We start from the raw sequence: 24,560 nt of genomic DNA on the forward strand, positions 1-24,560 counted from the left end.
ACCAGCAAATAAGTAGCCGCTGACCGCGCGGTGGGGGGTGTAGGGCCGCTGCCGCACGACGTGAGCGGATAGCTCCGGTTCCGGTACCCATTGACCGAAAAGCCGATCCCCGCGGACGCCGGTACCGGTTCCGTGCGTGCGACACTTCCGACGCCTGCCGATGTGTTGCAGTTCGCAGACCGTGTCCAGCGGTCGGACCGGAGGAGAATCGTGGCCGCTGCCGACCCGTACCGTGATCCCGCCCTCGGTGTCGAGGAACGGATCGCCGACCTGCTGGGCCGGATGACGCTGCCGGAGAAGGTCGGGCAGATGCTGCAGCTCGACGCGCGGCGCGACCTGAAGGACGCGGTCACCACGCGGCTGGCCGGCTCGATCCTGCACGCCTCCCCGGAGCGGATGCTCGAGGCGATCGACATGGCCGCCGGCACCCGGCTCGGCATCCCGCTGATCACCGCCGAGGACTGCATCCACGGCCACGGCTTCTGGCCCGGCGCCACGGTCTTCCCCACCCAGCTGGCGATGGCGGCGAGCTGGGACGCCGGCCTGGTGGAGCGGGTCGCCCGGATCACCGCGACCGAGGTGTCCGCGACCGGCATCCACTGGACGTTCTCACCGGTGCTGTGCATCGCCCGGGACCTGCGGTGGGGCCGGCTCGACGAGACGTTCGGCGAGGACCCGTTCCTGATCGGCGAGCTCGGCGCGGCGATGGTCCGCGGCTACCAGGGCGACGGGCTGACCGACCCCACCGCCGTCCTCGCGTCCGCGAAGCACTTCGCCGGCTACTCCGAGACCCAGGGTGGCCGCGACGCCAGCGAGGCCGACCTGAGCCCCCGCAAGCTGCGGGCCTGGTTCCTGCCGCCGTTCGAGCGGGTGGCCCGCGAGGGCTGCCGCACCTTCATGCTCGGCTACCAGTCGATCGACGGCGTGCCGATCACCGCGAACAAGTGGCTGCTCAACGACGTCCTGAAGGGCGAGTGGGGCTTCACCGGCACGCTGGTCACCGACTGGGACAACGTCGGGCGCATGGTGTGGGAGCAGAAGGTCTGCGCCGACGACGTGGAGGCCGCGGCCGTCGCGGTCCGCGCCGGCAACGACCTGGTCATGACCACCCCCGCGTTCTTCGAGGGTGCCCAGGGCGCGGTGGAGCGCGGCCTGCTGGCCGAGGAGGAGATCGATGCCGCGGTACGCCGGATCCTGCGGCTGAAGTTCGAACTCGGCCTCTTCGAGAACCCGCGCGCCCCCGACGCCCAGCGGCAGGCGGCGGTCATCGGGCACCCGGACCATGCCGCGCTCAACCTCGAGGTGGCCCGCCGGTCGCTGGTGCTGCTGCGCAACGACGGCACCCTCCCGCTGCCGCCCGGCGCGCCGAAAACCGTCGCGGTCATCGGCCCCAACGCCGACGACCCGCAGTCGCAGCTCGGCGACTGGGCCGGCGCCTCCGGCCAGGTGGACTGGATGCCCGACGGCCAGCCGCGCGAGCTGATCGAGACGGTGCTCGACGGCTTCCGGGCCGTCGCCCCGGCCGGCTGGACCGTCACCACCGCCCGCGGCGCCGACATCGAGCGCCTCGTGCCGGACCCGGCCGGCGAGTTCTACCTGGACGGTCAGCCGCGCCCGCCGATCTCCCAGCCCGCCGAGCCCGACCCCGCGATGATCGCCGAGGCGGTCGCCTGCGCCCGGGCCGCGGACTACGCGGTCGTGGTCGTGGGCGACACCGTGGCGCTGACCGGCGAGAGCAAGTCGACGGCCACCCTCGAACTGCAGGGCGGCCAGGTCGCGCTGCTGGACGCCCTCGCGGCGGCGGACACGCCGACCGTGGTCGTCCTCCTGAACTCCAAGCCCGCCGTGCTGCCGCCGTCCGCGCTGGGCGCCAACGCGATCGTGCAGGCGTTCAACCCCGGCATGCGCGGCGGCCGGGCACTGGCCGAGCTGATCCTCGGCCTGATCGAGCCCAGCGGGCGGATGCCGGTCTCGGCCGCCCGGCACGTCGGCCAGCAGCCGGTCTACTACAACCAGATCCGCGGCCAGCACGGCAACCGGTACGCCGACCTGAGCCAGGACCCGCTGTTCGCCTTCGGCGAGGGCCTGAGCTACACCACGATCGAGTACGCGGACCTGACCATCGCCGAGCCCGACGTGAGCGTGGACGGCACCGTCCGGGCCACCGTACGGCTGACCAACACCGGCACCCGCCCGGCGCTGGAGACCGTGCAGGCGTACATCAGCGACCTCGTCACCAGCGTGACCTGGGCGGCGAAGGAGCTGAAGGCGTACCGGCAGGTGCCCGTGGCACCGGGCGAGAGCGTCACGGTCGAGCTCGAGGTGCCGGCGCGGGACTGCTCGCTGGTGACCGCCGACGGGCGGCGCGTCGTCGAGCCCGGCGACTTCGACCTGCTCGTCGGCCCCGACTCGAGGACGAAGAACCTGCTGCGCGCCCGCTTCCGCCTATCCTGACGCCCCCAACGTCGCCGCCGCGATCCGCCGCATCGTGTAACCGAGCTTCTCGTAGGTACGCACCGCCGCGGCGTTGCCGTGGCCGACCATCAGCGCGACCCGGCCGTACGCGGCGATCAGCTCGTCGGTCACGAAGGCGCACAGTTCGGTGGCCACTCCCCGGCCGCGGGCGTCCGAGCGGGTCGCCACCCCGCCCAGGAAGCCGATCCCCGGCGCCGAGCAGGCGTCGGCCGCCACACCGAGGAGGGCACCCTCGTCGTCGCGGATCCCCGCCCACCGGGTGACACCGGGGGCGCCGGGGCGGGCGTACGAGTGCGGGTGATGGGTGTCGAGGAAGGCCGCGACCTCGGCGTCGTCGACCAGCCATCGGGCTCTTCGACTCCGGATTCCCGTGGGCGAGGTGGCGTCCATCCACCCGAATGCGACGGGCGTGTGCAGAACGGGAAGCTTCGTGATGAGCTCCTCGTCGCCCACCGGCCGGTAGCCGTCAACCTCGGGGCGGATCCGGCGGATCAGCTCGGTCACGTCGGCGACGCTGCCGCGTACGGCGAGGCGGTCGAAGCGGGAGAGGCCGGGGCAGGCCACCGCGGCCGCGTCGCCCAGGGTCCAGGTGCGGACCCCCGTACGCATGCCCTGCGCGGCCCACGCCAGCAGCGGGTCGTCGTCGATCATCACGACCATGATGGCGGGCGCCGGGTTGCTCGCGCCTGGCACCCTCGCCCGGGTGCGGAAACTCCTCCGGAAGACCCTCGTCGCGGGCGCGCTCGCCCTGGCCGCCTCGGTGCTGGCCATGGCCGCGAGCGATCTCTGGGTGCGGGCCGTCGCCCACGGTCACGTGTACGCCGTGAAGGACGTCCCCGCCGCGCCCGTCGCCCTGGTGCTCGGCGCGGAGGTCTACGCGGACGGCAACCCCTCGCCGTTCCTCGCCGCGCGCCTCGAGATCGCCCGGCAGCTGCTGGCCGACGGCAAGGTCCGGGCCATCCTGGTCTCCGGTGACCACCGCGAATGGGCGTACAACGAGCCGGGCGCGATGTTCACCTGGCTGATCGGCCACGGGGTACCGAGTGAGCGGATCGTCCTCGACCACGCGGGCTTCGACACGTACGACTCGTGCGCCCGGGCGAAGCAGGTGTTCGGGGTCGCCGCGGCGATCGTGGTGACGCAGACGTACCACATCGACCGGGCGGTGACACTGTGCCGCAAGCTCGGCATCGACGCCTCGGGGGTCGCCGACGACAGCGTGCGGATCTACACCGAGCCCTGGTACCACAGCGCCGCCCGGGAACGCGGTGCCGTGGTCAAGGCGCTGCTGGATGTGGGATCGGGGCGCGACCCGGTGTTCCTCGGGCCGCACGAGGCCGGCGTCGAGGCCGCAGTGGGATGAGCGCCCGTGGTGTACGGTCCCAGGCGGCCCGCCAGTCCATCGAGGGAGAACGATGCCAGCCCACCTGTCCCGCCGCTCCGCTCTCGGCCTGGGCGCCGCCGCCGCTGCGGCCGCGACCGCCGGCATGAGCTCGCCCGCCGCCGCCGTGGGAGCGGACACGATCAAGTCGGTGTACGAGCAGGAGAAGGCGAAAGCCGGCGGCACGTGGCACTCGCACATCGCCACTGTCGACGACACCGGCGCGATCCAGCCGATCGTCGAGGACGACATCGACCACGTGACGTACGGCTACAGCGTGCAGAAACTCGCCGTCGCCACCGCCGTGATGGACAAGATCGACCGGGGCCAGCTCACCCTCGGCCAAAAGCTGGACCTGCAGGCCGACATCATCCTCGGCGGCAGCGGCATCTACTTCCTGCACACGGTCTGGGGCGACCAGATCACCGTCGCCAACTTCCTCACGGCGATGCTGCTCGTGTCGGACAACACCGCCGTCCGGCTGTGCGGCCTGGTCGTCCCCGCCGCGGAAATCAACGAAATCCTGGCCGCGAAGGGCTTCGTCCACACCCGCGTCGAACCGGTCGCCAACCCCAACCGCTTCTACCTCGGCACCACGACCCCGCGGGAGATGCACGACCTCCTGTGGCGGCTGGCCACCAAGACCCTGCTGTCCCCGTCGTCGTGCTCCTTCCTGCTGAGCATCACCCGCTGGATCAACGGCTACCACGACGGCGTCCGGCGCACGATGTCCTCCGAGGAACGCAGCCGCGTGGCCACCAAGTACGGCGCCGACTTCAACAACCTGGGTGCGTCCCGCCACGAGGCCGGCATCATGTTCGGACCGGACGGCAAGCCGAAGCTGACGTACGCGATGTTCGCGGAGGCCCTCGGCGACCGCGACAACTACGGCTCCACCCACCCGGCGGTCCAGGCGCACGCGGTGATCGGCCGCACCATGCTCGACAATCTTCCGCCGACACCTGCGGCGCTGCGCAAGGCGCCGACGGCCTTCAAACCGGTCAACGGCGGCTGAGCCGCCGCACAACCATCCCGCGGCAGGTCAAGGCAAAAGATCTGACATCGATGAGCGTGGACATCTCGTCCGCGCTGGACAAGCATGCTGAGGTATGACAGATCAGCGCGAACAGCCCCAGCCCTCCAGGCGCGCGTTCCTGTCGGCCTCCGCGGCCGTCGCCGCGACCCCGATGCTCGGCCGTGCCGCGCACGCCGCCGGGCTGCACAGACAGCCACCCGATCGAGACCTCAAGGCGCTCCTGAGGGAGATCGACCCGCACCGCATCGGGGCGATCGTCACCCGCCTGGCGGCCTTCGGCACCCGGCACACACTGTCCAGCCAGGACGATCCCGAGCGGGGCATCGGCGCGGCGCGGGACTGGATCCACGAGCAGCTCCAGCGGTACGCGGCCGCGTCCGGCGGCCGGATGACCGTCGAGCTGCAGTCGTTCATCCAGCCGCCCGGCCCGCGCATCCCCACGCCGACCGTGATCACCAACGTCGTCGCCACCCTGCGGGGCAAGCGCGACCCCGGGCGGGTGTACGTGGTGACCGGCCACTACGACTCCCGTGCCACCGACGTCATGGACGCCACCAGCGACGCACCCGGCGCCGATGATGACGCGTCCGGCGTGGCCGTCGTCATGGAGCTCGCCCGCGTGATGGCGACCCGGCGCACCGAGGCCACTCTCGTCTTCGCCGCCGTGGCGGGAGAGGAACAGGGCCTGTACGGCTCCGACCACCTCGCCCAGCAGTACAAGGACGCGGGGGTGGACGTGCAGGCGATGTTCAGCAACGACATCGTCGGCACCGGCGACGCGCACGACGGGACCGTCGCCGACCCCCGTACCGTGCGGTTGTTCGTCGAGGGAGTGCCCACGTCCGAGACGCCCGCGCAGGCCTCGACCCGGCAGTCGGTCGGGGGCGAGAACGACGGGCCGTCGCGGCAGCTGGGCCGCTTCGTCAAGGACGTGGCGGAGAACCCGCAGACCGGGATGAAGGTCCGCGTGATCTGGCGCCGCGACCGTTACCTCCGTGGCAGTGACCACATCTCCTTCCTGCTCCGCGGCTATCCCGCGGCGCGCCTCACCGAACCGCGGGAGAACTTCGCCCACGAGCACCAGAACGTCCGCGTGGAGAACGGCGTCCAGTACGGCGACCTCGTCGAGTTCTGCGACTTCTTCTACATCGCCCGCGTCGCCCGGGTGAATGCCGCCGCGCTGTGGTCACTCGCCCAGGCCCCGGGCACACCGAAGGGCGTGGTCATCGACACCACGCGGCTCACCAACGAGACGACGCTGCGCTGGCAGCCGTCGACCTCGACCGACCTCGCGTCCTACGAGGTGGTCTGGCGCGAGACGACGGCCCCGGACTGGCAGCACGTCCTGGCGGTGGGCAACGTGGCGACGGTGACGATCGACCTTTCGAAGGACAACGTATTCTTCGGCGTCCGCGCCGTCGACCGGGACGGCCACCGTAGTCCGGTAGCGGCTCCCACACCCGGCTGACTGAGGCTTCCCCTGCTCCGGACGTGCGGAAACCCGGGTGCGCTGGCGCCTGCCTGACCTCAGCGGCCGGGACAGGAACGTCTGCGCCCGCCGAGCGTCCGGCAACCCGGACGACCACACGCCGTCCCCCGCACGGGCCTGGTCAGGCGCCCCACCGCAACCCCATCTCGAGCGGCGTCAGCGGCCGCCGCGACCACCCCTGGGCTCGTTGTCCACAGGCAGGCGCGGATACAACTCCACGGCACACCTGTCCGGCGTAATGTCCCCGGGGCCGGTCCCGCCGTACCCGGGCCGGTGATCGATCCGCACGCCACGACCCTAGGAGGCACGCGTGGCCTACGGCTACGTCGCGACCATGCGCACGAAGACGGGAAACCGCGACGAGGTGGTGCAGCTCCTGCTGAGCGGCACCGACGGCCTCCGCGACGCGGGCTGCCACATGTACGTGGTGAGCGTCTCCGACGACGACACCGAGCTCATCCACGTCACGGAGGTCTGGCAGAGCCGGGAGCATCACGACGCCTCCCTGCAACTGCCCGCGACCAGGGCGGCCATCGCCGAGGCCATGCCCCTGCTCACCGGCGAGTTCACCCGCGAGGAGCTGACCGTCGTCGGTGGGCTGGGCCTGCCGTGACCGCGCCGTTCCCCTCGGGCACGCCCGACGAGCTGGAGCTGTACCTGCGCTGGCTGGCCTTCCTGCGCGGGGCGGTGCTGCGCAAGGCCTCCGGGATCACCGACGAGCAGGCACGCTGGCGCCCCGACGGCAAGCTGCTGCCGCTGGTCGGCATCGTCAACCACCTCACCCACGTGGAGTGGCGCTGGATCGACGGGCAGATGCTCGGCGCCGAGACCGGCAAGGACGAGCAGGAGTACACGCCGGTCGGGCTCGGGATCGGGGATGCGCTCATCGCGTACAGGCGTCGTGCCGAAGCCACGGACGCCGCGGTGCGGTCCATCGCCGATCTGGGCACGCCGTGCCGGTGGGGCGACGGCACCGACCTGCGGTTCGTCCTGCTGCACCTGATCAACGAGACGGCCCGGCACGCGGGCCACGCGGACGCGGTCCGCGAACTGCTCGACGGCACGAAGGGAGAGTGACGCCCGACGGCACGACACGAGAGGGCGACGCCCGACGGTAGGGGCACGGGCCCAGGTGGGAACGTCGCCGCATGCCGAGCGGGAGCTCGCGAAGGTCCGTAGGTTGGAGGCATGCTTCTGACCGTCGTTGCCGACTACGGAACCGGTGATCTCGCTTTCGCGGAGGTGCGGCAGCGGTTCGCCCTGCTGCTTCCCGAAGCCGACGTGTCCGCCATTCCGGTGCCGCCGTTCGACACCGTCAGCGCCGGGTTCTGCGTGGCGCAGTTGGCGTTCGGCGAGGGCCCGGCCGACCGGGTGGTCTATGCCAACGTCGCGCCCCGCCAGGACGAGGACGAGCCGCGCGAGGACAACGCCGGCGAACGGCTGGTGGCGGCCCGGCTCGAGTCCGGCGTACTGGTCGTCGGGGTCGCGGCCGGCGCGAGCCTGTCGTTCCTGGCCGCCGAGGGCGTTCCGCTGCGGGCGGTCAACGTGGCCGACGCCGGCTCGCAGTTCCGGTCGCGCGACGTCTTTCCGGCCGCGGTGGCGGGCCTGGTGCGCGGTGACGACAGCCTGCTCGGCGATCCGGTCACCGTGGCAGCGCCGCCGCAGCGTGCGGTGGTCTACACCGACGGGTACGGCAACCTCAAGACCAGCTGGTACGACGCCCCCGCGGAGGCCGGCACCAAGGTGCGCGTACGGATCGGCAACGCCGAGGCCGAGGCGATGGTCAGCGACGGGGTGTTCACCGTGCCCGCCGGGACGATCTCCTTCGCGCCGGGCAGCTCGGGCTGGCCGAGCGGCACCGGGCAGCGCGCCTGCTACGAACTGTTCGCCCGCGGCGGCAACGCGGCCGAGATCTTCGGCTACCCGCCGTCCGGCGCCCCGGTCGAGGTCCTCCGGTAGAGCTCGACGACTTGCCTAGGCCGGCAGGGTCCGGACGACGGCTGCCAGCTCGGCGGCCAGTGATTGGAAAACGGCGTCGGAGATTTTGTCCTCTTTGCGGAGATCCAACAGTTTCCGAGTGAACTCGCGAAGTTTCTGCCGGGTCTTGCCGGGCTTTCCCTTCGCGAGTCGTTCCGCGGCATCGTCCAGGCGCCGGCCCAGTTCTCGGCCGGCGTCCGGCGACAGCTGCCCGGCGCGGACCGACTCCCGGATGGTCGTTCGCATGCCGGTGATGAGCTCGGCCGGGTTCTGGCTCTGCGGGACGGGTGATCGCGACGGCGAGGGACTGGCCGACGGCGTCGCGGACGGTGCGGCGGCATCGACGGCCGCGGAGGTTGCCACCGCCGGGGCCGGCGCCGCGGCGGGCGGCGGGACCGGCGGCGCGGAGTCGGATGAGGCGCGCAGCACCGTGACGGCGGCGAAGACGGTCATGACGATCGCGCCCGCGACGGCAGCCCACATGAATCGCCGGGAGCGGTCCGCTGCCATGGGTGATCCGCCCGGATGGTGCCGGCGCGTCCCTTCCCGGACGATCGGCATCGGGGCCGTCGGCGCGTAGGGGTCGGCTCCGGGCCGCGGAGGCGTGACTGACATGGCGGCCATCATGCCAGCTCACCCTGCCGGCCGGACCGGCGGAAAGGCTCGGGACAAGAGGCGAGGGCCGACCGGCGGCCGTTCCCGAAAGAACGGCCGCCGGGTGCTGTCAGCAGGGCGCTCAGGCGCCGCGCAGGGTCGCCCCCGTACGCTCGGCCGCCGACGCCACCGCGGTGTCGCGTGCCGCCACGGCTTCCTCGACCGTCAGCGTGCGGTCGGGGGCGCGGAAGGTCAGCTTGTACGCCAGGCTCTTCAGCCCCTCGCCGAGCTGCGCAGACGTGTACACGTCGAAGAGCCGCACCGACTCGAGCAGGTCTCCCGCGCCCGCCACCAGCGCCGCCTCGACCGAGGCCGCCGGGACCGAGGACTTCACCACCAGCGCCACGTCGATGAGGGCCGGCGGGAAGGTGGAGATCTTCGTCGCCTGGGTCACCGGGCGGGCCGGGACGGCGTCCAGGTCGAGCTCCATCGCGCAGGTGCGCTTGGGGAGCTCGAGGGCCGACAGGACGGCCGGGTGCAGCTCGCCCGCGTGGCCGACGACCGTGCCGTCCACCGAGATCGCGGCGCAGCGGCCCGGGTGCCACGGCGCGTGGTCGGCCGCCTCGACCGTGATGCGGTCCGGGGTCATGCCCGCCGCCGAGAGGGCGATGCGGGCCGCCTCGACGGCGTCCGACCAGGTGGCGGGCCGGCCCGCGCCCCACCAGCCGGCCGGGGTCACGTCGCCGGTGAGCGCCGCCGCGAGGTGCCACGGCTGGTCGGGCACGATGGCGTTCGCCGCGGTCCAGTCCTCGTCGGACGGGCCGTGGTCCACGCCCAGGGGCGGCGGGGCCGTGGCGGCCAGGTGCGGCAGGAACACCGTACCCGTCTCGTAGAGCGCCAGGTCGCGCTCGCCGCGGCCGAGGTTGCGCTTCAGCGTGGCGAGCAGGGGCGGCAGCAGCGACGTGCGCAGCAGCGGCTCCTGCTCCGACAGCGGGTTGGTCACCTTGACCGCGCTGCGGCGGGGGTCGTCCGCGGGCAGGCCGAGCAGGTCGGCGGAGGCCGGGGCGACGAACGGGTACGACAGCACCTCGACGTACCCGTTCTCGGCCAGTGCCCGGCCGACCGTGCGGCGGCGTACCTGCTGCTCGGTGAGGCCGCGGCCGCCGCGGGCCGGGGGCAGCACGCTCGGGATCGCGTCGTAGCCGCCGAGCCGGGCCACCTCCTCGACCAGGTCGATGCCGGCCAGCAGGTCCGGGCGCCAGGTCGGCGGCGTCACCTCGAGCGGCTCCGCGCCGGTGACCGTGCAGCCCACCTGGCCCAGCAGCTCGATGATCCGCTCGGTCTCGTACGCCACGCCGATGCGGCGGGTCGCCAGGTCGCTCGGCAGGTGCACGGGCACCGGCGGCACCACGTGGTCGATGTCGAGCACCCGCGGGTCGACCGTGCCGCCCGCGTGGGCGGTGAGCAGTTCCACCGCCCGCTGCAACGCGACCAGCGGCAGCTGCGGGTCGACGCCGCGCTCCCAGCGCTTGGCCGCCTCGCTGAACAGCTTGTGCCGGCGCGCCGTGCGCCCGACCATCACCGGGTCCCAGTGGGCGGCCTCGAGCAGGACGTCCACCGTGTCCGGCTGCACCTCGCTGGTCTCACCGCCCATGACCGCGGCGAGCGAGATCGGGCCGGAGTCGTCGCAGATCACCATGTCCTCGGCGTCGAGCACGCGCGCGACGCCGTCCAGGGTGGTCAGCTTCTCCCCCGGGCGGGCCCGGCGCACGACCAGCCCGCCGCGCAGCAGGTTGAGGTCGAACACGTGCATGGGCTGGCCCGTCTCGAGCATCACGTAGTTGGTGATGTCGACCGCGAGCGAGATCGTCCGGACGCCGGCCGCGATGAGGCGGCGCTGCATCCACTCCGGGGACGGCGCCGACGGGTCGATGCCGCGGACGACCCGCGCGGCGAAGCGGTCGCAGCCGACCGTGTCCTCGATGCGGACGTCGTACGGCGGCTCGGCGGTCACGGCCGCGAACGGCGCCCGGCCCGGGTCGGTGTACGCCGCGGCGTACGCGTAGGCCAGCTCCCGGGCGATGCCCCGCACGCTCATCTGGTAGCCGCGGTCCGGGGTGATCTCGACCTCGACGATGACGTCGGCGAGCCCCACCACCGGGCGCGCGTCCGTGCCGGGCGTCGTCGAGTCCGGCGGCAGCACGATGATGCCGTCGTGATCGCCGCTGAGCCCGAGTTCGGCCGCGGCGCAGATCATGCCGTGGGACTCGCGCCCGTACGTCTTGCGTGCGCCGATCGCGAAGCCGCCGGGCAGCTCACCGCCGGGCAGGATCACCACGACGAGGTCGCCCACGGCGAAGTTGCGGGCGCCGCAGACGATCTCCTGCGGGGCCGGCTTGCCGACGTCGACGCGGCAGAAGCGGATCGGCTTCTTGAAACCGGTCAGCTCCTCGATCTCCAGCACCCGCCCGGCGACCAGGTCGCCCTTGATCGTGGCGGCCTGGTCGACGATGGACTCGACCTCGATGCCGAGGTCGACCAGCTTGCGCTCGAGCTCGGCGGCGTCGGCGGCCGCCGGCAGCTCGACGTACTCGCGCAGCCAGGACAGGGACAGCTTCATGATCAGACCGCCATACCGAAGTTGCGGGTGAACCGGACGTCACCCTCCACCATGTCGTGCATGTCGCTCACGCCGTTGCGGAACATCAGCGTGCGCTCGACGCCCATGCCGAACGCGAAGCCGGAGTAGCGCTCGGGGTCTATGCCGCAGGCGGTCAGCACCCGCGGGTTGACCATGCCGCAGCCGCCCCACTCGACCCAGCGCGGGCCGTCGCGGTGCTGGGCGAACCACACGTCGAACTCGGCGGACGGCTCGGTGAACGGGAAGTAGTGCGGTCGCCACCGGGTACGCGCGTCCGGGCCGAACATCGCCCGGGCGAAGTGGTCGAGCGTCCCCTTGAGGTGGGCCATGGTGATGCCCTCGTCGACGACGAGCCCCTCGAGCTGGTGGAACACCGGGCTGTGGGTGGCGTCGAGATCGTCGGTGCGGTAGACCCGGCCGGGGCAGACGACGGCGATCGGCGGCTCGTGCGCCAGCATCGTGCGCACCTGGCCGGGCGACGTGTGGGTACGCATGACCAGGCCGGGCAGGTCCACGTAGAACGTGTCCATCAGCCCGCGCGCGGGGTGGTCCGGGCCGATGTTGAGCGCGTCGAAGTTGGCCCACTCCAGCTCGAGCTCGGGGCCGTCGACGACGTCGTAGCCCATGCCGACGAACAGGTCGCTCATGTGCTCCATGAGCGTGGTCAGCGGGTGCCGGGCGCCGCGCGGGTGCCGGTCCCAGGGCAGGGTGACGTCGACGCGCTCCTCGACCAGCACCCGGGCGGCCCGTTCGAGCTCCAGCTCGGCGAGGCGGGCGTCGAACGCGCCCTGGATGGACTGCCGGGCCACGTTGACGCGCTTGCCGGCGTCGGATTTCGCGGCCGGCGGCAGCGAACCGATCTCGCGGCGGGCCAGCGACACGGGCGAGCGGTCGCCGAGGTGCGCGGGCTTCAGGGCGCCGAGCGCGTCGAGGTCACCGGCCGCGGCGAACGCCTTCCCGGCCTCGGCGACGGCAGCCTCGAGGGCCTCGGGGGCGAGCAGGGCGGCCTGCTTCGGGTCGTACGGATCGTTGCGGTAGGACATGGTCGGGCGAACTCCCTCACACCGGATGAGCCATCGGGCAGTGTACGGAGGCGCGGCTGGGCCGCAGCCCGCCGGTCAGGGAGTTTGAGCGAAAGAGTCAGCCCACGCGCCCGCGACCAGCGGGCTGGGTAAACATCCGACTCATGACGGTCTCCTAGGGGAGCGCTGCGCTCTCGCCGAAGCATACAAGCAGACCGCCGCGGCGGCAGCCAGGTTAAGGCTCTCCGCCCCGCCGTAGATCGGTACGCGCACCCGCCGGTCGGCGGACTTCAGCAGGTCGTCGGGCAGCCCGTGGGCCTCGGAACCGAACAGCCAGGCGGTGGGCCGCGCGAGCGAGCCGTCGTCGAGCAGCTCGTCCAGATCGGCGTCGCCGTAGCCGGTGGTCGCGAGCACCTGCATCCCGGCGGCGCGCAGCTCGGCGGCGACCGTGAGGGGTGCGCGCACCACGTCCACGTTGAACAGGCTTCCGGCGGAGGACCGCACACATTTCCCGTTGTACGGGTCCACGGCGTCGCCGGCGAACACGACCGCACCGGCTCCGGCGGCGTCGGCCGTGCGCAGCACCGTACCCGCGTTGCCCGGATCGCGGATCTCCACCGCGACCGCGACCAGCCGGGGTTGCTTGGCCAGCGCCCCGGCCAGCGGCACGTCGACCTGCTCGCAGACCGCCACCAGGCCCTGCGGCTGCACCGTCTCGGCGAGGGCGGCCAGCCCCTCCTCGGTCACCGGCGACACCAGCGGCGCCTGCATCGCGAGGTCGCCGTGCCGGGTGAGGGCGGTGTCCGTACCGAAAAGCTCCAGGACGACCCCCGCGGCCAGGGCCGAACGCACAGCCTGCGGACCTTCGGCCAGGAAACGGCCGGTCTGGTCGCGGTCGCGGCGGCGTTGCAGGCGCCGGGCCGCGACGACCCTGGGGGTACGGGGGGTGAAGGTCACGCTTCCTCCGGCCGGGCAGTCACGCTTTTTCCTCCAGGGAACAGCATCAGGGCGCCTCCCGGACGAACCGGAAGACGCCCCGAGACGACTTGCGTCAAAAAGGACTTGCTCAGGCAGCCTGGGCGGCGGCGCCACCCGTGCCCTCGGCCGCGACGGCGGCGCGAGCGATCTCCACGATCGCCGCGAACGAGGCGGCGTCGTTGACGGCCAGGTCGGCCAGGATCTTGCGGTCCACCTCGACGCCGGCCAGCTTCAGGCCCTGGATGAGGCGGTTGTAGGTCAGGCCGTTGGCCCGCGCGCCCGCGTTGATGCGCGTGATCCAGAGCTGACGGAAGTCGCCCTTGCGGTCACGGCGGTCGCGGTACGCGTACTGCATCGAGTGCAGCACCTGCTCCTTGGCCTTGCGGTACAGGCGCGAGCGCTGTCCGCGGTAGCCGCTGGCAGTCTCCAGCAACGTGCGACGCTTCTTCTGGGCGTTCACTGCCCGCTTGACGCGTGCCATTTCGGTACTCCTAACAGGGGAACGGTTGTGGCGCGCGCGTCAGCGGCCCAGCAGCTTCTTCACTCGCTTGGTGTCAGCCTTGGACACGACGACCGTGCCGGTCATCCGGCGCGTGACGTGGGAGGACTTGCCCTCGAGCAGGTGGCGCTTGCCGGCCAGCTCGCGGACGATCTTGCCCTTGCCGGTGACCTTCACCCGCTTGCCCATGCCGGTGTGGCTCTTCATCTTCGGCACTTGAACGCCTCTCTCTGCCCCGGCGGTCCGTGGCCGGCGGGGGAATTTCCGGAACTACTCTGCGGTGGTGTCGGCAGCGGCCGGCGGTGCCTCGGCACCATCGCCCTCACGCGGCTCCCGCGGCGGGCGGGCGTTGGCCGCGATCGTCGCCGCGGCGGCGGCCTTGGTCGCCCGGTGGGGGGCCAGCACCATGATCATGTTGCGGCCGTCCTGCTTGGGACTGGCCTCGACGAAACCCAGTTCCGAGATCTCTTCGCTGAGCCTGCGCAGGAGCCGGAAACCCAGCTCGGGGCGGCTCTGCTCACGACCACGGAACATGATCGTCACCTTGACCTTGTCGCCCGCCTTGAGGAACCGCACCACGTGACCCTTTTTGGTCTCGTAGTCGTGCGGGTCGATCTTCGGCCGCAGCTTCATTTCCTTGATGACGGTCTGTTGCTGGTTGCGCCTTGCCTCGCGCGCCTTGAGTGCACTCTCGTACTTGAACTTTCCGAAGTCCATGAGCTTGCACACCGGCGGACGGGCCATGGGCGCGACCTCGACCAGGTCCAGGTCCACGTCCGCAGCCAGCTGCAGGGCGCGCTCGAGCGGGACGATGCCCACCTGCTCACCCTCGGGGCCGACCAGTCGGACCTCTCGTGCCCGGATCTGTTCGTTAACGCGTGGTTCGACGCTGATGGGGCCTCCTCAGAACGAGTGTCATGTTCTGGGCCCACCGCGGATTCCGCCGCGGAGAGCCCTGCCAATGTCGGTCGGCCCCGTCCTCACCCCCGACGAGCCACGGGGCGAGGAGGAAAGCAGAAGGCCCCGGCACATGCCGGGGCCCGCTCGACCGGTCATCGGCGTCCATGAGGACGCACACCCACCCCGGGATATTCCCGGAATCGGTTGACCGGACCCGGCCGCCACGAGGGCGACTTCGGGTGGGAACCGGCGGGCTCCTCTTTCGCGCCTGTTGTCCCCGTCAAAAGAATGCTCTGACGAACGCAGGCGTGGTCGACTGCCGCAGAGTCTACCAGCTCAGGCAGACGCCACCGAATGGAGGGCCCGCAGGCTCCGGACCGCCTCGACGGCGTACTCCTTGTCGGCCGCCTGCAGCGCGTGCACCGGCACCGTCTCGTCGTCGTGCAGCTCGAGCATCGCCCACGCGGAGTTGCGGTCGAAACGCACCGAGCGCACCGCCGACCAGGGCAGATCGAAATTCCCGACGACGTTGCGGATCTGCACGTGATCGGCGTCCGCCCGCACCCGGGGCCGGGTGAAGGCCAGGATGCCCAGGGCGGCGAGCACTCCGAGCCCGATCATGGCGGTCTGGTCGCCGCGCTCGAACTGCCCGAGGCCGTCGCCGGTGGCGCCGTGCAGGCCGAAGCTGAGCGCGGTGAAGAGGATCACCACGGCCAGCGCCGAGATGCCGGCGACCCAGCGGATGCGCCGCGGCCGGTATTCCACGGCCTCACGCGTCGGAGTACTCACGTCCACCACTCTGCCACTCACAGCCTGCAGTTGGAGATGTCGGTCACGAGAATGGCCCGGGCGCCCAGCTCGTACAGCTCGTCCATGATCCGGTGTGCCTCCGCGCGCCGGACCATCGCCTGGACCGCCACCCAGCCCTCGCGGTGCAGCGGGGAGACCGTCGGGGACTCGATGCCGGGAGTCAGCGCAGTGGCGTTCTCCAGCAGGTCGGCGCGGACGTCGTACGCGAGCATCACGTAGCTGCGCGCGACCAGCACGCCCTGCAACCGCCGGATGAGCTGCGCGGTCTTGGGCTCCGACCCGTCGCTGCGGCCGATCAGGATCGCCGACGAGCGCAGCAGCGGCTCGCCGAAGGTCTCCAGCCCGGCCTGGCGCAGCGTCCGGCCGGTCTCGACCACGTCGGCGATCAGGTCGGCGACGCCCAGGCGGACCGCATTCTCCACCGCGCCGTCGAGGCGGACCACGTCGGCCTTCAGGTCGCGCTCGGCGAGATACCGCTCGACGACCCCCGGGTACGCCGTGGCGATGCGCCGCCCCCCGATCCCCGGCTCCGAGCCGAGCGTGCCGGAGGGGGCGGCCCAGCGGACCGTGGCCGCGCCGAAGCCGAGGTCGAGCAGCTCCTCGGCCGGCACCCCGGAGTCGACCAGCAGGTCGCGTCCGGTGATGCCGAGATCCAGGTCACCGGAGCCGACGTACGTGGCGATGTCGCGGGGGCGCAGGTAGAAGAACTCGACGGTGTTGTCCTCGTCACGGCAGACGAGGTCCTTAGGGTCGGTGCGCTGGCGGTAACCGGCGTCGCGCAGCATCTGGGCGGCCGGGGCGGACAGGGTTCCCTTGTTCGGTACGGCGATGCGCAGCATGACGTGCTCCTTCGATGAGACTCGATCAGGGGCAGAGGGCACGTCAGAGATGTCGGTAGACGTCCTTGAGCTCGAGGCCGGTGGCGATCATGAGGACCTGTGCCTGGTAGAGCAGCTGCGAGATCTCCTCGGCGGCCCGCTGCGGCCCCTCGTGCTCGGCGGCCATCCAGGACTCGGCGGCTTCCTCGACGACCTTCTTCCCGATGAAGTGCACGCCGGCATCCAGCGCCGCGACGGTGCCCGAACCCTCGGGCCGCTCGGCCGCCTTCGTCTGCAGCTCGGCGAACAACTCTTCGAACGTCTTCACGGGAGCCGATTGTGGCAGCTCATCACGGAGTGGCGACGGACGGCCCCATCCCTTGGGACGTGGGTTAGCCTGCCGACATGGTCAGCAGAATCCCCCTCGCGGCGCTGGGCGGCGCCGTTGTGCTCCTCGTCACGCTCGGCGGGTGCGCCCCGGCGGACGAGGAAGGCTCCCCCACGGCCGGCGGCTCCGCGTCCGCCTCGAACGCCGCCTGCGCGCAGGGCGCCCTCGACACCATGACGCCGGGCAAGCTCACCATCGGCACCGACAACCCGGCGTACGAGCCGTGGTTCAGCGACAACAAGCCCGGCAACGGCAAGGGATTCGAGTCCGCTGTGGCCTATCAGGTGGCCGAGCGGCTCGGCTACCCCGCGCAGAACGTCGTCTGGACCCAGGTCACCTTCAACAACGCGATCGCTCCGGGCCCGAAGACGTTCGACGTCGACATCAACCAGTTCTCGATCACGCCGGAGCGCAGGAAGGCGGTCGACTTCTCGTCGCCGTACTACCTCGTGCGGCAGACGGTCATCACCACCAAGGGCTCGAAGATCGACGGCGCGAAGTCGATCGCCGAGCTGCGGGACGCCAAGCTGGGCGCCCAGGTGGGCACCACCAGCTACCAGGCGATCAACGAGCTGATCAAGCCGGCGCCGAAGCCCCAGGTCTTCAACAACAACGACGACGCCAAGAAGGCCCTCGAGAACAAGCAGGTCGACGGCATCGTGGTGGACCTGCCGACCGCGTTCTACATGACCGCGGCCGAGCTCGAGGACGGCGTGATCGTCGGGCAACTGCCGCAGGTGGGCGTACCGGAGCAATTCGGTCTTGTTCTTGATCTGGGTTCGAAGCTGACCCCGTGTGTGAGCGAGGCGGTGAACCAGCTGCGCCAGGACGGCACCCTCGCGGTGCTGGAGAAGACCTGGCTGGCGAGCACGGGCGGGGCCCCCGAGCTTTCGTGACCACCGAGCTCTACCGGCCCAGCGAGATCCGGCGCGGGCGGATCGCCTACCGCAGGCGGCAGACGATCCGCTCGGTGCTGCTCGCCGCGCTGTCCACCGCGGTCGTGGGCGTCGCGCTGGCCGTCGCGGTGACCGGCGCGCCCGGCTGGGAGCGCGTCAAGGCGTCGTTCTTCGACTGGGAGATCGCGAAGAAGTACCTGCCGGACATCCTCGAGGGGCTGTGGCTCAACGTCCGGCTGCTGGTCGTCTGCGCCGTGGCCGCGTTGACGCTCGGCCTGCTGGTCGCGGTGCTGCGCACGCTGCGGGGTCCGGTCTTCTTCCCGGTACGCGCGCTGGCCACCGGATACACGTACGCGTTCCGCGGCCTCCCGCTGATCATCGTCCTGTACGTGTGCACCCTCGGCGTCCCCGGGCTGCGCCTGCAGGGCATGCCGAGCGTGCTGGTCCTCGGCGGGGCGGCGCTCGTGATCACGTACGGGGCGTACCTGGCCGAGGTGTTCCGGGCCGGCATCGAGTCGGTGCACCCCAGCCAGCTGGCCGCCGCACGGTCGCTGGGCCTCACCTACCGGCAGACGATGCGCCACGTGGTGCTGCCGCAGGCGGTACGCCGGGTCGCCCCGCCGCTGCTCAACGACACCGTCGCGCTGCAGAAGGACGTGGGGCTCGTGTCGCTCGCCGGCCCGATCGACGCCGTACGCGCGGCTCAGATCGCCACGGCTCAGGATGCCAACTTCACGCCGTACATTCTGGCCGGGGTGTTGTTCGTGCTCCTCGCCCTGCCGCTCATCGGCATCACCGACTGGGTGACGCTGCGCGCGGCCCGCCGCCAGTCCGCGGGAGCCTGACGTGCTGATGTCGTGCGAGCACGTCCGTAAGACCTTCGGGTCCACCGTGGTCCTCGACGACCTCTCGCTCGAGGTCGACGAGCACCAGGTGGTGGCGCTGATCGGCGCCTCCGGGTCGGGCAAGTCCACGCTGCTGCGCTGCATCAACCTGCTCACCGAGATCGACGACGGCACGATCCGGCTCGACGGCGAGGACATCACCGATCCGCGGGTGAACCCGGACGTGGTCCGCCGCCGCATCGGCATGGTCTTCCAGTCCTACAACCTCTTCCCGCACATGACGGTGCTGCGCAACATCACACTGGCACCCGACAAGGTCCACGGGCGCGCGGCGGCCGAGACCCGGTCCCAGGCGATGGAGTGGCTGGGCCGGGTCGGCCTGGCCGACAAGGCGGACAGCTATCCCGACCGGCTGTCGGGCGGCCAGCAGCAGCGGGTGGCGATCGTCCGGGCGCTGGTCAACAGCCCGCGCCTGCTGTTGCTGGACGAGGTCACGTCGGCGCTGGACCCGGAGCTGGTGGGTGAGGTCCTCACCATGATCCGGGGTCTCAAGGAGGACGGGATGACCATGGTGCTGGCGACGCACGAGATGGGGTTCGCGCGGCAGGTGGCCGACCGGGTGGTGTTCCTCGACGGCGGTCGTGTGCTCGAGGCCGGGCCGCCGGAGCAGGTGCTGGGCGACCCGGTCGAGGCCCGGACGCGGCAGTTCCTCGCCCGCATCATCGAGGCGGGGCGGCTCTGACCCATTGATACCGGCTACCCGTACGTGCATAGTTCAGCTCCATGGACTTCCGGGTGATCGCAGTGCCGGGCCACGGCGCCGAGGATGTCGTTGTGGCTGCCGACGGTTCCGTCTTCACGGGCACCGAGGACGGCGTCATCCATAAGATCGACCCCGACGGGCGGGTGCAGGCCGTGGCCGATACGGGCGGCCGGCCCCTGGGCATCGAGCTCCTGCCCGACGGCCGGCTGCTGGTCTGCGACGCCCGCCGCGGTCTGCTGGCCGTCGATCCGTCCAGCGGTGCGATCGAAGAGCTGGCCGGCGGCATGCGCTTCTGCAACAACGCCGCGGTGGCCACCGACGGCACCGTCTACTTCTCCGATTCCTCCGCCGTCCACCCGATCGACGAATGGCGGGCGGAAATGGTCGAGGTCACCCGCACGGGCCGCCTGCTTCGCCGCACTCCCGACGGCGACGTCACCGTCCTGCGCACCGCCCTGGCCTTCGCCAACGGCGTGGCTCTGGCAAGCGACGAGTCGTTCGTGGCGGTGGCCGAGACGGCGGCACGGACCATCGCCCGCCATTGGCTGACCGGCCGCGACGACTTCCTGGTCGAGGACCTGCCCGGCTACCCCGACAACATCGCCCGCGGCAGCGACGGGTTGATCTGGGTCTCCCTCGCCAGCCCGAGGGACTCGATGGTGGAACGCCTCCAGCGCGGCCCCGTATGGATCCGCCGTCAGGTCACCAGGATCCCCCGGCAGCTACAGCCGGCCCCGAAGCGCACGGTCCGGGTCCAGGCGTACGACAACGATGGCCGCCTGGTCCACGACCTCACCGGCGACAGCGCCCGCTTCCACATGGTCACCGGCGTCCGCGAGCACAACGGCCGCGTCTGGATGGGCAGCCTGCACGAGCCGGCTGTCGCGGTGCTGACCCTCTAAGTCATTGCCGCAGGTGACCGGGCGACTACCTCGCAGGTGCGCACTGGAGATGCGAGTTCCCGGTGACCAGAGTGCTGAGGATGCTGACCAGACATGCCGACCCGCCCACGGTCGGCGAGACCCCCCACCTGCCTGCGATGGAGCTCGTGCTGCGCAGCCTCCCGGCTCAGCACCTGGAGATCCTCGTGGCGACATACTTCCGGGGCCGGACGACGCGGGAGGCGGCGCGCGAGCTCGGTCTTGCCCCGGCCGACGCGACGGCCCGGCTCTATCAGGCGATGCGCGCCCTGTCCCGCATGGTCGCGGACGCATACATAGGCATCCACAGGCGTGATCAGTGCAGGCAGCGCCGGGCGGTGATCGCCATCGATGGGTTTAGGCCGGCGAAGGATCGGGGAAAGCGACGCCGACCTCAAGGGGGCGTCCATGATGGAACAGTTGTCTGCACTGGTCACGGCCGCACTGCTCGGCCTCTCCCCGATTCACGCGGCAGCGGCACCGACGACGACGTACACGCCGAGCGACGCGGTCATCACCAACCCTGAGCGCGGCTTCTACCGCCATCAGGGTGACTGCGACAAGAACGATTTCACCGTGACCACGCTGGCCGGCTACCGTACGGCGGACCACATCAGCCTGGTCATGTGCATCTTCTACCTGGCCGAGTTCCGCGACTCGCCCATCAGTCCCGAACAGCTGGCCCGGCTCAACCGGCAGGCCGACACGGTGCGCGCCGCGGGGCTGAAGATGATCGTGCGGTTCGCGTACACGGAGTCCACGAGCGGTGACGACGCACCGGTCGACCGGGTCCTCGCCCACATCGAGCAACTTCGCGACTTCTTCTCCCGCAACTCCGACGTCATCGCGGTCGTCCAGGCCGGCTTCGTCGGGGCATGGGGCGAGGGCTGGTACACCCAGCACTTCGGCGACCAGGGCGCGGTCAGCGCCACCGACTGGGCCAACCGCAAGGCCGTCGTCGACAAGCTGCTCGAGGTCGTCCCCTACGACCGCGCCGTGCAACAGCGCACCATCAAGATGAAGCGCCAGATGTACGGACCAGACCCCGCCGCGTCCTTGGACGACCTGCCGTCCGCGCGCCTGGGCCACCACAACGACTGCTTCCTCGGCAGCACCCACGACTCCGGCACGTTCGAGGACAACGCGGTGGACTACCCCTACCTGGCCGCCGACTCGGTGTGGACGCCCGTCGGCGGCGAGACCTGCCGCATCAACCGTCCACGCTCCGAATGCGCGACCGCTGTGCAGGAATTGGGCATGTTCCACTACACCTATCTCAACCGCGACCACGCCACCGACGTGATCGACGACTGGACCGCGCACGGGTGCAAGACCGAGATCGACCGCCGGCTCGGCTACCGCTTCACCCTGCTGTCAGCCGGCACGCCGCCCACCGTCCGGCGCGGATCCGCCATGCCGATCACGCTGCAGATCCGCAACGACGGCTGGTCCACCCCCATCAACCGCCGGCCCGTCTTCCTCATCCTGCGCAGCACCTCGACCGGTGCGGTGTACCGCTTCGGCGTCCCCACCGACCCGCGCCGGTGGGCGGCGGGCAGCACCACGACGGTCAGCGAACCGGTCACCATCGGCCTTCTGCCGCCCGGCACCTACGATCTGCTGCTCAGCCTGCCCGACCGGCCTGGCCTCGACTATCGCCCGGAGTACGCCATCCAGCTGGCCGACAGTGGCCTCTGGGAATCGGCGACAGGTTTCAACAAACTGCTCCGTGCCGTCACGGTCGAGCCGTGACGGCCGGGGACCAGTCGCAGCGCCGGTCAGGCCTTCTCGACGTCGCGGATCGCGATGACCGCGTCGAGCACAGCCACCGTGCTCTGCCAGCCCTTGTCCTCGATCGAGTCCTCGAGCCCCGCCCGGTCCTTGGCCTGCCCCAGGCTCTCGACGGTCAGCACCCCGTGCGCCACCGGCGTGCGCTCGTCCAGCGCCACCCTGGTCAGCCCCGCGGTCACCGCGTCGCAGACGTAGTCGAAGTGGGCCGTCTCGCCGCGGATGACCACGCCCAGCGCGACCACGGCGTCGCACTTCTTCGCCAGGGCCTGCGCGACGATCGGCAGCTCCACCGAGCCGGCCACCCGCGTCACGATCACGTTGTCCACGCCGCACGCCTTCGCGGCCGCCTGCGCCCGGTCGACCATGTGGTCGACCAGGTCGGAATGCCAGCGCGAGCCGACGATGCCGACCTTGAGCCCAGCGCCGTCGACGGTGTTCAGGTGCGGATCCCCGAAACCGGCCATGATGCCCCCTTTACGAAAATGTTCCCATATGCGGAGGCCGCTGATCAGCCCAACGCCTCGAACAGATGCCCCATGCGGTCCCGCTTGGTCCGCAGGTAACGGACGTTTTCCGGGTGCAGTCGCACGGGCAGCGCCGCCCGGCCGGTGATCGTCAGGCCGTACCCCTCGAGCCCGGCCCGCTTCGCCGGGTTGTTGGTGAGCAGCTGCATCGAGCGCACGCCCAGGTCGACGAGGATCTGCGCGCCGACGCCGTAGTCGCGCGCGTCGGCCGGCAGGCCCAGCTCGAGGTTGGCGTCGACCGTGTCCAGGCCCCGATCCTGCAGCTGGTACGCCTGCAGCTTGTGCAGCAGCCCGATGCCGCGCCCCTCGTGCCCGCGCATGTAGAGCACGACGCCTCGCCCGGCCGCAGCCACCTTCTCCAGGGCGGCGTCCAGCTGAGGCCCGCAGTCGCAGCGCACCGAGCCGAAGACGTCGCCGGTCAGGCACTCCGAGTGCACCCGCACCAGCACGTCCTCGCCGTCGCCGAGGTCGCCGTACACCAGCGCGACGTGCTCGGCGCCGTCGACGGCCGCCCGGTAGCCGACCGCGGTGAAGTCGCCGTGCTCGGTGGGCAGCCGGGTCTCCACGACCCGCTCGACCTGGTTCTCGTGCCGCCGCCGGTACGCGATCAGGTCGGCGATGCTGATCAGCGCGAGGTCGTGCTCGACCGCGAACTTCTCCAGGTCGGGCAGGCGCATCATGGTGCCGTCGTCGTTGACCATCTCGCAGAGCACCCCGGCCGGACGCAGCCCGGCGAGCACCGCCAGGTCGATCGCCGCCTCGGTGTGCCCCGGCCGGCGCAGCACGCCACCCGGCTTCGCGCGCAACGGCACGACGTGCCCGGGGCGCGACAGGTCGGTGGGCCGGGTGTCGGCGCTCGCCAGCAGCTTGATCGTGTGGGCGCGGTCGGCGGCCGAGATGCCGGTGCTGACGCCCTCGCGCGCGTCCACGGTCACCGTGTACGCCGTACCCCGCCGGTCCTGATTGGTGTGGAACATCGGCGGCAGGTCGAGGCGGTCGGCCTCCTCCTCGGTCAGCGGCACGCAGATGTAGCCCGAGGTGTAGCGGACCATGAACGCCAGCAGCTCCGGCGTGGCGTATTCGGCCGCGAAGATCAGGTCGCCCTCGTTCTCCCGGTCCTCGTCGTCCACGACGATCACCGGCCGTCCGGCGGCGATGTCCGCAACCGCGCGCTCGATCTCATCCAGCATGACGATCCCCCAGCATCTTCTCGACGTACTTCGCGATGACGTCGACCTCGAGGTTGACCGGGTCGCCGACGCCCTTGGAACCCAGGACGGTGAGCTTGAGCGTGGTCGGGATCAGCCCGACGCTGAACGAGTCCACGGTGACCGCCATGACGGTCAGCGAGACGCCGTCGACGGTGATCGAGCCCTTCTCCACCACGTAGCGGGAGAGCTCCGGCGGGAGGGAGAAACGCAGCACCTCCCACTCGGCGGCGGGCTCGCGGGCGATGAGCTTCGCGACCCCGTCGACGTGACCCTGGACCAGGTGCCCGCCGAGCCGGCTGCCCACGGTCGCGGCCCGCTCCAGGTTGACCGGGCTGCCGACCGCGAGCGCGCCCAGCGACGAGCGTCGCAGGGTCTCGCCCATGACGTCGGCGGTGAAGATTCCGTCCTCGTTGTCGATGACGGTGAGACAGACCCCGTTGACCGCGATGGAGTCGCCGTGCCTGGCGTCCGATGTGACGACGGGTCCGCGTACGGCGAGCACCGCCGAGTCGCCCCCCGCGTCGATGAGGCGGACGACCTCACCGAGTTCCTCGACGATTCCGGTGAACATGGAGGATCCCTTCTTCCGGATTTGGGTGGTG

At 71.2% G+C, this 24,560-nt stretch carries 26 protein-coding genes; 12 read left to right on the plus strand and 14 right to left on the minus strand.

What is annotated here, in order from left to right:
- Window positions 1–210 precede the first annotated feature (210 nt).
- Window positions 211–2,454 carry a glycoside hydrolase family 3 N-terminal domain-containing protein gene (locus AB0368_RS13970; protein ID WP_366154230.1) on the plus strand — a complete coding sequence of 748 codons (2,244 nt, stop codon included), beginning with the start codon at window positions 211–213 and terminating at the stop codon, window positions 2,452–2,454.
- On the opposite strand, the gene AB0368_RS13975 is transcribed toward AB0368_RS13970, so the two are convergent.
- On the minus strand, window positions 2,446–3,126 hold the full coding sequence (locus AB0368_RS13975) for a GNAT family N-acetyltransferase (protein ID WP_366154231.1): 681 nt from the start codon (window positions 3,124–3,126) through the stop codon (window positions 2,446–2,448). The genes AB0368_RS13970 and AB0368_RS13975 overlap by 9 nt on opposite strands.
- Before the next feature lie 7 nt (window positions 3,127–3,133).
- Here AB0368_RS13975 and AB0368_RS13980 point away from each other — a divergent pair, with 7 nt between their 5' ends.
- The 6 genes from AB0368_RS13980 (at window position 3,134) to AB0368_RS14005 (ending at window position 8,340) form a co-directional block, all read left to right on the plus strand.
- Window positions 3,134–3,838: an ElyC/SanA/YdcF family protein gene (locus tag AB0368_RS13980; protein WP_366154232.1), complete on the plus strand. Its 705-nt coding sequence runs from the start codon at window positions 3,134–3,136 to the stop codon at window positions 3,836–3,838.
- A 52-nt stretch (window positions 3,839–3,890) separates the two neighbouring features.
- Window positions 3,891–4,871 carry a serine hydrolase gene (locus tag AB0368_RS13985; RefSeq protein WP_366154233.1) on the plus strand — a complete coding sequence of 327 codons (981 nt, stop codon included), beginning with the start codon at window positions 3,891–3,893 and terminating at the stop codon, window positions 4,869–4,871.
- 94 nt (window positions 4,872–4,965) lie between these two features.
- Entirely contained in the window at window positions 4,966–6,360 is a 1,395-nt protein-coding gene (locus AB0368_RS13990; protein WP_366154234.1) for a M20/M25/M40 family metallo-hydrolase, read from the plus strand.
- Between the two features lie 331 nt (window positions 6,361–6,691).
- The gene (locus AB0368_RS13995) at window positions 6,692–6,994 is read left to right on the plus strand and encodes a putative quinol monooxygenase (protein WP_366154235.1); all 303 of its coding nucleotides are present in this window, start codon (window positions 6,692–6,694) and stop codon (window positions 6,992–6,994) included.
- Complete coding sequence (locus tag AB0368_RS14000; RefSeq protein WP_366154236.1) at window positions 6,991–7,458, plus strand: DUF664 domain-containing protein; 468 nt, start codon at window positions 6,991–6,993, stop codon at window positions 7,456–7,458. The genes AB0368_RS13995 and AB0368_RS14000 overlap by 4 nt, the downstream gene beginning before the upstream one ends.
- 111 nt (window positions 7,459–7,569) lie before the next feature.
- Complete coding sequence (locus tag AB0368_RS14005; protein ID WP_366154237.1) at window positions 7,570–8,340, plus strand: hypothetical protein; 771 nt, start codon at window positions 7,570–7,572, stop codon at window positions 8,338–8,340.
- Window positions 8,341–8,355: 15 nt separating this feature from the next.
- On the opposite strand, the gene AB0368_RS14010 is transcribed toward AB0368_RS14005, so the two are convergent.
- From AB0368_RS14010 to AB0368_RS14055, 10 genes are all read right to left on the minus strand, one after another.
- Entirely contained in the window at window positions 8,356–8,868 is a 513-nt protein-coding gene (locus tag AB0368_RS14010) for a hypothetical protein (RefSeq protein ID WP_366154238.1), read from the minus strand.
- 226 nt (window positions 8,869–9,094) lie between these two features.
- Window positions 9,095–11,572: a phenylalanine--tRNA ligase subunit beta gene (gene pheT, locus AB0368_RS14015; protein ID WP_366154239.1), complete on the minus strand. Its 2,478-nt coding sequence runs from the start codon at window positions 11,570–11,572 to the stop codon at window positions 9,095–9,097.
- A 2-nt stretch (window positions 11,573–11,574) separates the two neighbouring features.
- A complete protein-coding gene (pheS, locus tag AB0368_RS14020) occupies window positions 11,575–12,636 on the minus strand; it encodes a phenylalanine--tRNA ligase subunit alpha (protein WP_366154240.1) in 1,062 nt (353 codons plus the stop codon).
- A 141-nt stretch (window positions 12,637–12,777) separates the two neighbouring features.
- Complete coding sequence (locus tag AB0368_RS14025) at window positions 12,778–13,572, minus strand: RNA methyltransferase (RefSeq protein ID WP_366154241.1); 795 nt, start codon at window positions 13,570–13,572, stop codon at window positions 12,778–12,780.
- 109 nt (window positions 13,573–13,681) lie between these two features.
- The gene (gene rplT / locus AB0368_RS14030; RefSeq protein ID WP_366154243.1) at window positions 13,682–14,074 is read right to left on the minus strand and encodes a 50S ribosomal protein L20; all 393 of its coding nucleotides are present in this window, start codon (window positions 14,072–14,074) and stop codon (window positions 13,682–13,684) included.
- A 39-nt stretch (window positions 14,075–14,113) separates the two neighbouring features.
- Complete coding sequence (rpmI, locus tag AB0368_RS14035) at window positions 14,114–14,308, minus strand: 50S ribosomal protein L35 (RefSeq protein ID WP_366154244.1); 195 nt, start codon at window positions 14,306–14,308, stop codon at window positions 14,114–14,116.
- 54 nt (window positions 14,309–14,362) lie between these two features.
- Window positions 14,363–14,986 carry a translation initiation factor IF-3 gene (gene infC / locus AB0368_RS14040; RefSeq protein WP_364705666.1) on the minus strand — a complete coding sequence of 208 codons (624 nt, stop codon included), beginning with the start codon at window positions 14,984–14,986 and terminating at the stop codon, window positions 14,363–14,365.
- A 342-nt stretch (window positions 14,987–15,328) separates the two neighbouring features.
- Entirely contained in the window at window positions 15,329–15,790 is a 462-nt protein-coding gene (locus AB0368_RS14045) for a PH domain-containing protein (RefSeq protein WP_366154579.1), read from the minus strand.
- An 8-nt stretch (window positions 15,791–15,798) separates the two neighbouring features.
- On the minus strand, window positions 15,799–16,641 hold the full coding sequence (gene hisG / locus AB0368_RS14050; protein ID WP_366154245.1) for an ATP phosphoribosyltransferase: 843 nt from the start codon (window positions 16,639–16,641) through the stop codon (window positions 15,799–15,801).
- Between the two features lie 43 nt (window positions 16,642–16,684).
- On the minus strand, window positions 16,685–16,948 hold the full coding sequence (locus AB0368_RS14055) for a phosphoribosyl-ATP diphosphatase (RefSeq protein ID WP_366154246.1): 264 nt from the start codon (window positions 16,946–16,948) through the stop codon (window positions 16,685–16,687).
- Window positions 16,949–17,025: 77 nt separating this feature from the next.
- Between AB0368_RS14055 and AB0368_RS14060 the strand changes: the two genes are divergently transcribed.
- From AB0368_RS14060 to AB0368_RS14080, 5 genes are all read left to right on the plus strand, one after another.
- Window positions 17,026–17,904 (plus strand): ABC transporter substrate-binding protein, encoded by an 879-nt coding sequence (locus AB0368_RS14060; RefSeq protein ID WP_366154247.1) that lies wholly within the window; start codon window positions 17,026–17,028, stop codon window positions 17,902–17,904.
- Complete coding sequence (locus tag AB0368_RS14065) at window positions 17,901–18,749, plus strand: amino acid ABC transporter permease (protein WP_366154248.1); 849 nt, start codon at window positions 17,901–17,903, stop codon at window positions 18,747–18,749. Before AB0368_RS14060 ends, AB0368_RS14065 begins: the two co-directional genes overlap by 4 nt.
- A gap of 1 nt (window position 18,750) precedes the next feature.
- Entirely contained in the window at window positions 18,751–19,491 is a 741-nt protein-coding gene (locus AB0368_RS14070) for an amino acid ABC transporter ATP-binding protein (protein ID WP_366154249.1), read from the plus strand.
- A gap of 41 nt (window positions 19,492–19,532) precedes the next feature.
- On the plus strand, window positions 19,533–20,414 hold the full coding sequence (locus AB0368_RS14075) for an SMP-30/gluconolactonase/LRE family protein (protein WP_366154250.1): 882 nt from the start codon (window positions 19,533–19,535) through the stop codon (window positions 20,412–20,414).
- A 429-nt stretch (window positions 20,415–20,843) separates the two neighbouring features.
- Window positions 20,844–22,184 (plus strand): DUF4832 domain-containing protein, encoded by a 1,341-nt coding sequence (locus AB0368_RS14080; protein ID WP_366154580.1) that lies wholly within the window; start codon window positions 20,844–20,846, stop codon window positions 22,182–22,184.
- Window positions 22,185–22,210: 26 nt separating this feature from the next.
- Here AB0368_RS14080 and ribH read toward each other — a convergent pair whose 3' ends face one another.
- From ribH to AB0368_RS14095, 3 genes are read right to left on the minus strand one after another with little or no spacing between them, the layout of a single operon-like run.
- Window positions 22,211–22,687, minus strand: a complete 477-nt coding sequence (ribH, locus tag AB0368_RS14085; RefSeq protein ID WP_366154251.1) for a 6,7-dimethyl-8-ribityllumazine synthase — start codon at window positions 22,685–22,687, stop codon at window positions 22,211–22,213.
- Window positions 22,688–22,731: 44 nt separating this feature from the next.
- Window positions 22,732–23,937 carry a bifunctional 3,4-dihydroxy-2-butanone-4-phosphate synthase/GTP cyclohydrolase II gene (locus AB0368_RS14090; RefSeq protein ID WP_366154252.1) on the minus strand — a complete coding sequence of 402 codons (1,206 nt, stop codon included), beginning with the start codon at window positions 23,935–23,937 and terminating at the stop codon, window positions 22,732–22,734.
- Window positions 23,927–24,529, minus strand: a complete 603-nt coding sequence (locus AB0368_RS14095; RefSeq protein WP_366154253.1) for a riboflavin synthase — start codon at window positions 24,527–24,529, stop codon at window positions 23,927–23,929. The genes AB0368_RS14090 and AB0368_RS14095 overlap by 11 nt, the downstream gene beginning before the upstream one ends.
- Between the last annotated feature and the right edge of the window lie 31 nt (window positions 24,530–24,560).

Source organism: Actinoplanes sp. NPDC051475, assembly GCF_040689425.1.
Taxonomy (GTDB): Bacteria; Actinomycetota; Actinomycetes; order Mycobacteriales; family Micromonosporaceae; genus Actinoplanes.

Bases quoted from the DNA above. Each gene is read 5' to 3' on its own strand.
- AB0368_RS13975 (WP_366154231.1), bottom strand. From the start codon at position 3,126: ATGATCGACGACGACCCGCTGCTGGCGTGGGCCGCGCAGGGCATGCGT.
- AB0368_RS13980 (WP_366154232.1), top strand. From the start codon at position 3,134: ATGATGGCGGGCGCCGGGTTGCTCGCGCCTGGCACCCTCGCCCGGGTG.
- AB0368_RS13985 (WP_366154233.1), top strand. From the start codon at position 3,891: ATGCCAGCCCACCTGTCCCGCCGCTCCGCTCTCGGCCTGGGCGCCGCC.
- AB0368_RS13990 (WP_366154234.1), top strand. From the start codon at position 4,966: ATGACAGATCAGCGCGAACAGCCCCAGCCCTCCAGGCGCGCGTTCCTG.
- AB0368_RS14005 (WP_366154237.1), top strand. From the start codon at position 7,570: ATGCTTCTGACCGTCGTTGCCGACTACGGAACCGGTGATCTCGCTTTC.
- AB0368_RS14010 (WP_366154238.1), bottom strand. From the start codon at position 8,868: ATGGCAGCGGACCGCTCCCGGCGATTCATGTGGGCTGCCGTCGCGGGC.
- pheT (WP_366154239.1), bottom strand. From the start codon at position 11,572: ATGAAGCTGTCCCTGTCCTGGCTGCGCGAGTACGTCGAGCTGCCGGCG.
- pheS (WP_366154240.1), bottom strand. From the start codon at position 12,636: ATGTCCTACCGCAACGATCCGTACGACCCGAAGCAGGCCGCCCTGCTC.
- rplT (WP_366154243.1), bottom strand. From the start codon at position 14,074: ATGGCACGCGTCAAGCGGGCAGTGAACGCCCAGAAGAAGCGTCGCACG.
- hisG (WP_366154245.1), bottom strand. From the start codon at position 16,641: ATGCTGCGCATCGCCGTACCGAACAAGGGAACCCTGTCCGCCCCGGCC.
- AB0368_RS14060 (WP_366154247.1), top strand. From the start codon at position 17,026: ATGGTCAGCAGAATCCCCCTCGCGGCGCTGGGCGGCGCCGTTGTGCTC.
- AB0368_RS14075 (WP_366154250.1), top strand. From the start codon at position 19,533: ATGGACTTCCGGGTGATCGCAGTGCCGGGCCACGGCGCCGAGGATGTC.
- AB0368_RS14080 (WP_366154580.1), top strand. From the start codon at position 20,844: ATGGAACAGTTGTCTGCACTGGTCACGGCCGCACTGCTCGGCCTCTCC.
- ribH (WP_366154251.1), bottom strand. From the start codon at position 22,687: ATGGCCGGTTTCGGGGATCCGCACCTGAACACCGTCGACGGCGCTGGG.
- AB0368_RS14090 (WP_366154252.1), bottom strand. From the start codon at position 23,937: ATGCTGGATGAGATCGAGCGCGCGGTTGCGGACATCGCCGCCGGACGG.
- AB0368_RS14095 (WP_366154253.1), bottom strand. From the start codon at position 24,529: ATGTTCACCGGAATCGTCGAGGAACTCGGTGAGGTCGTCCGCCTCATC.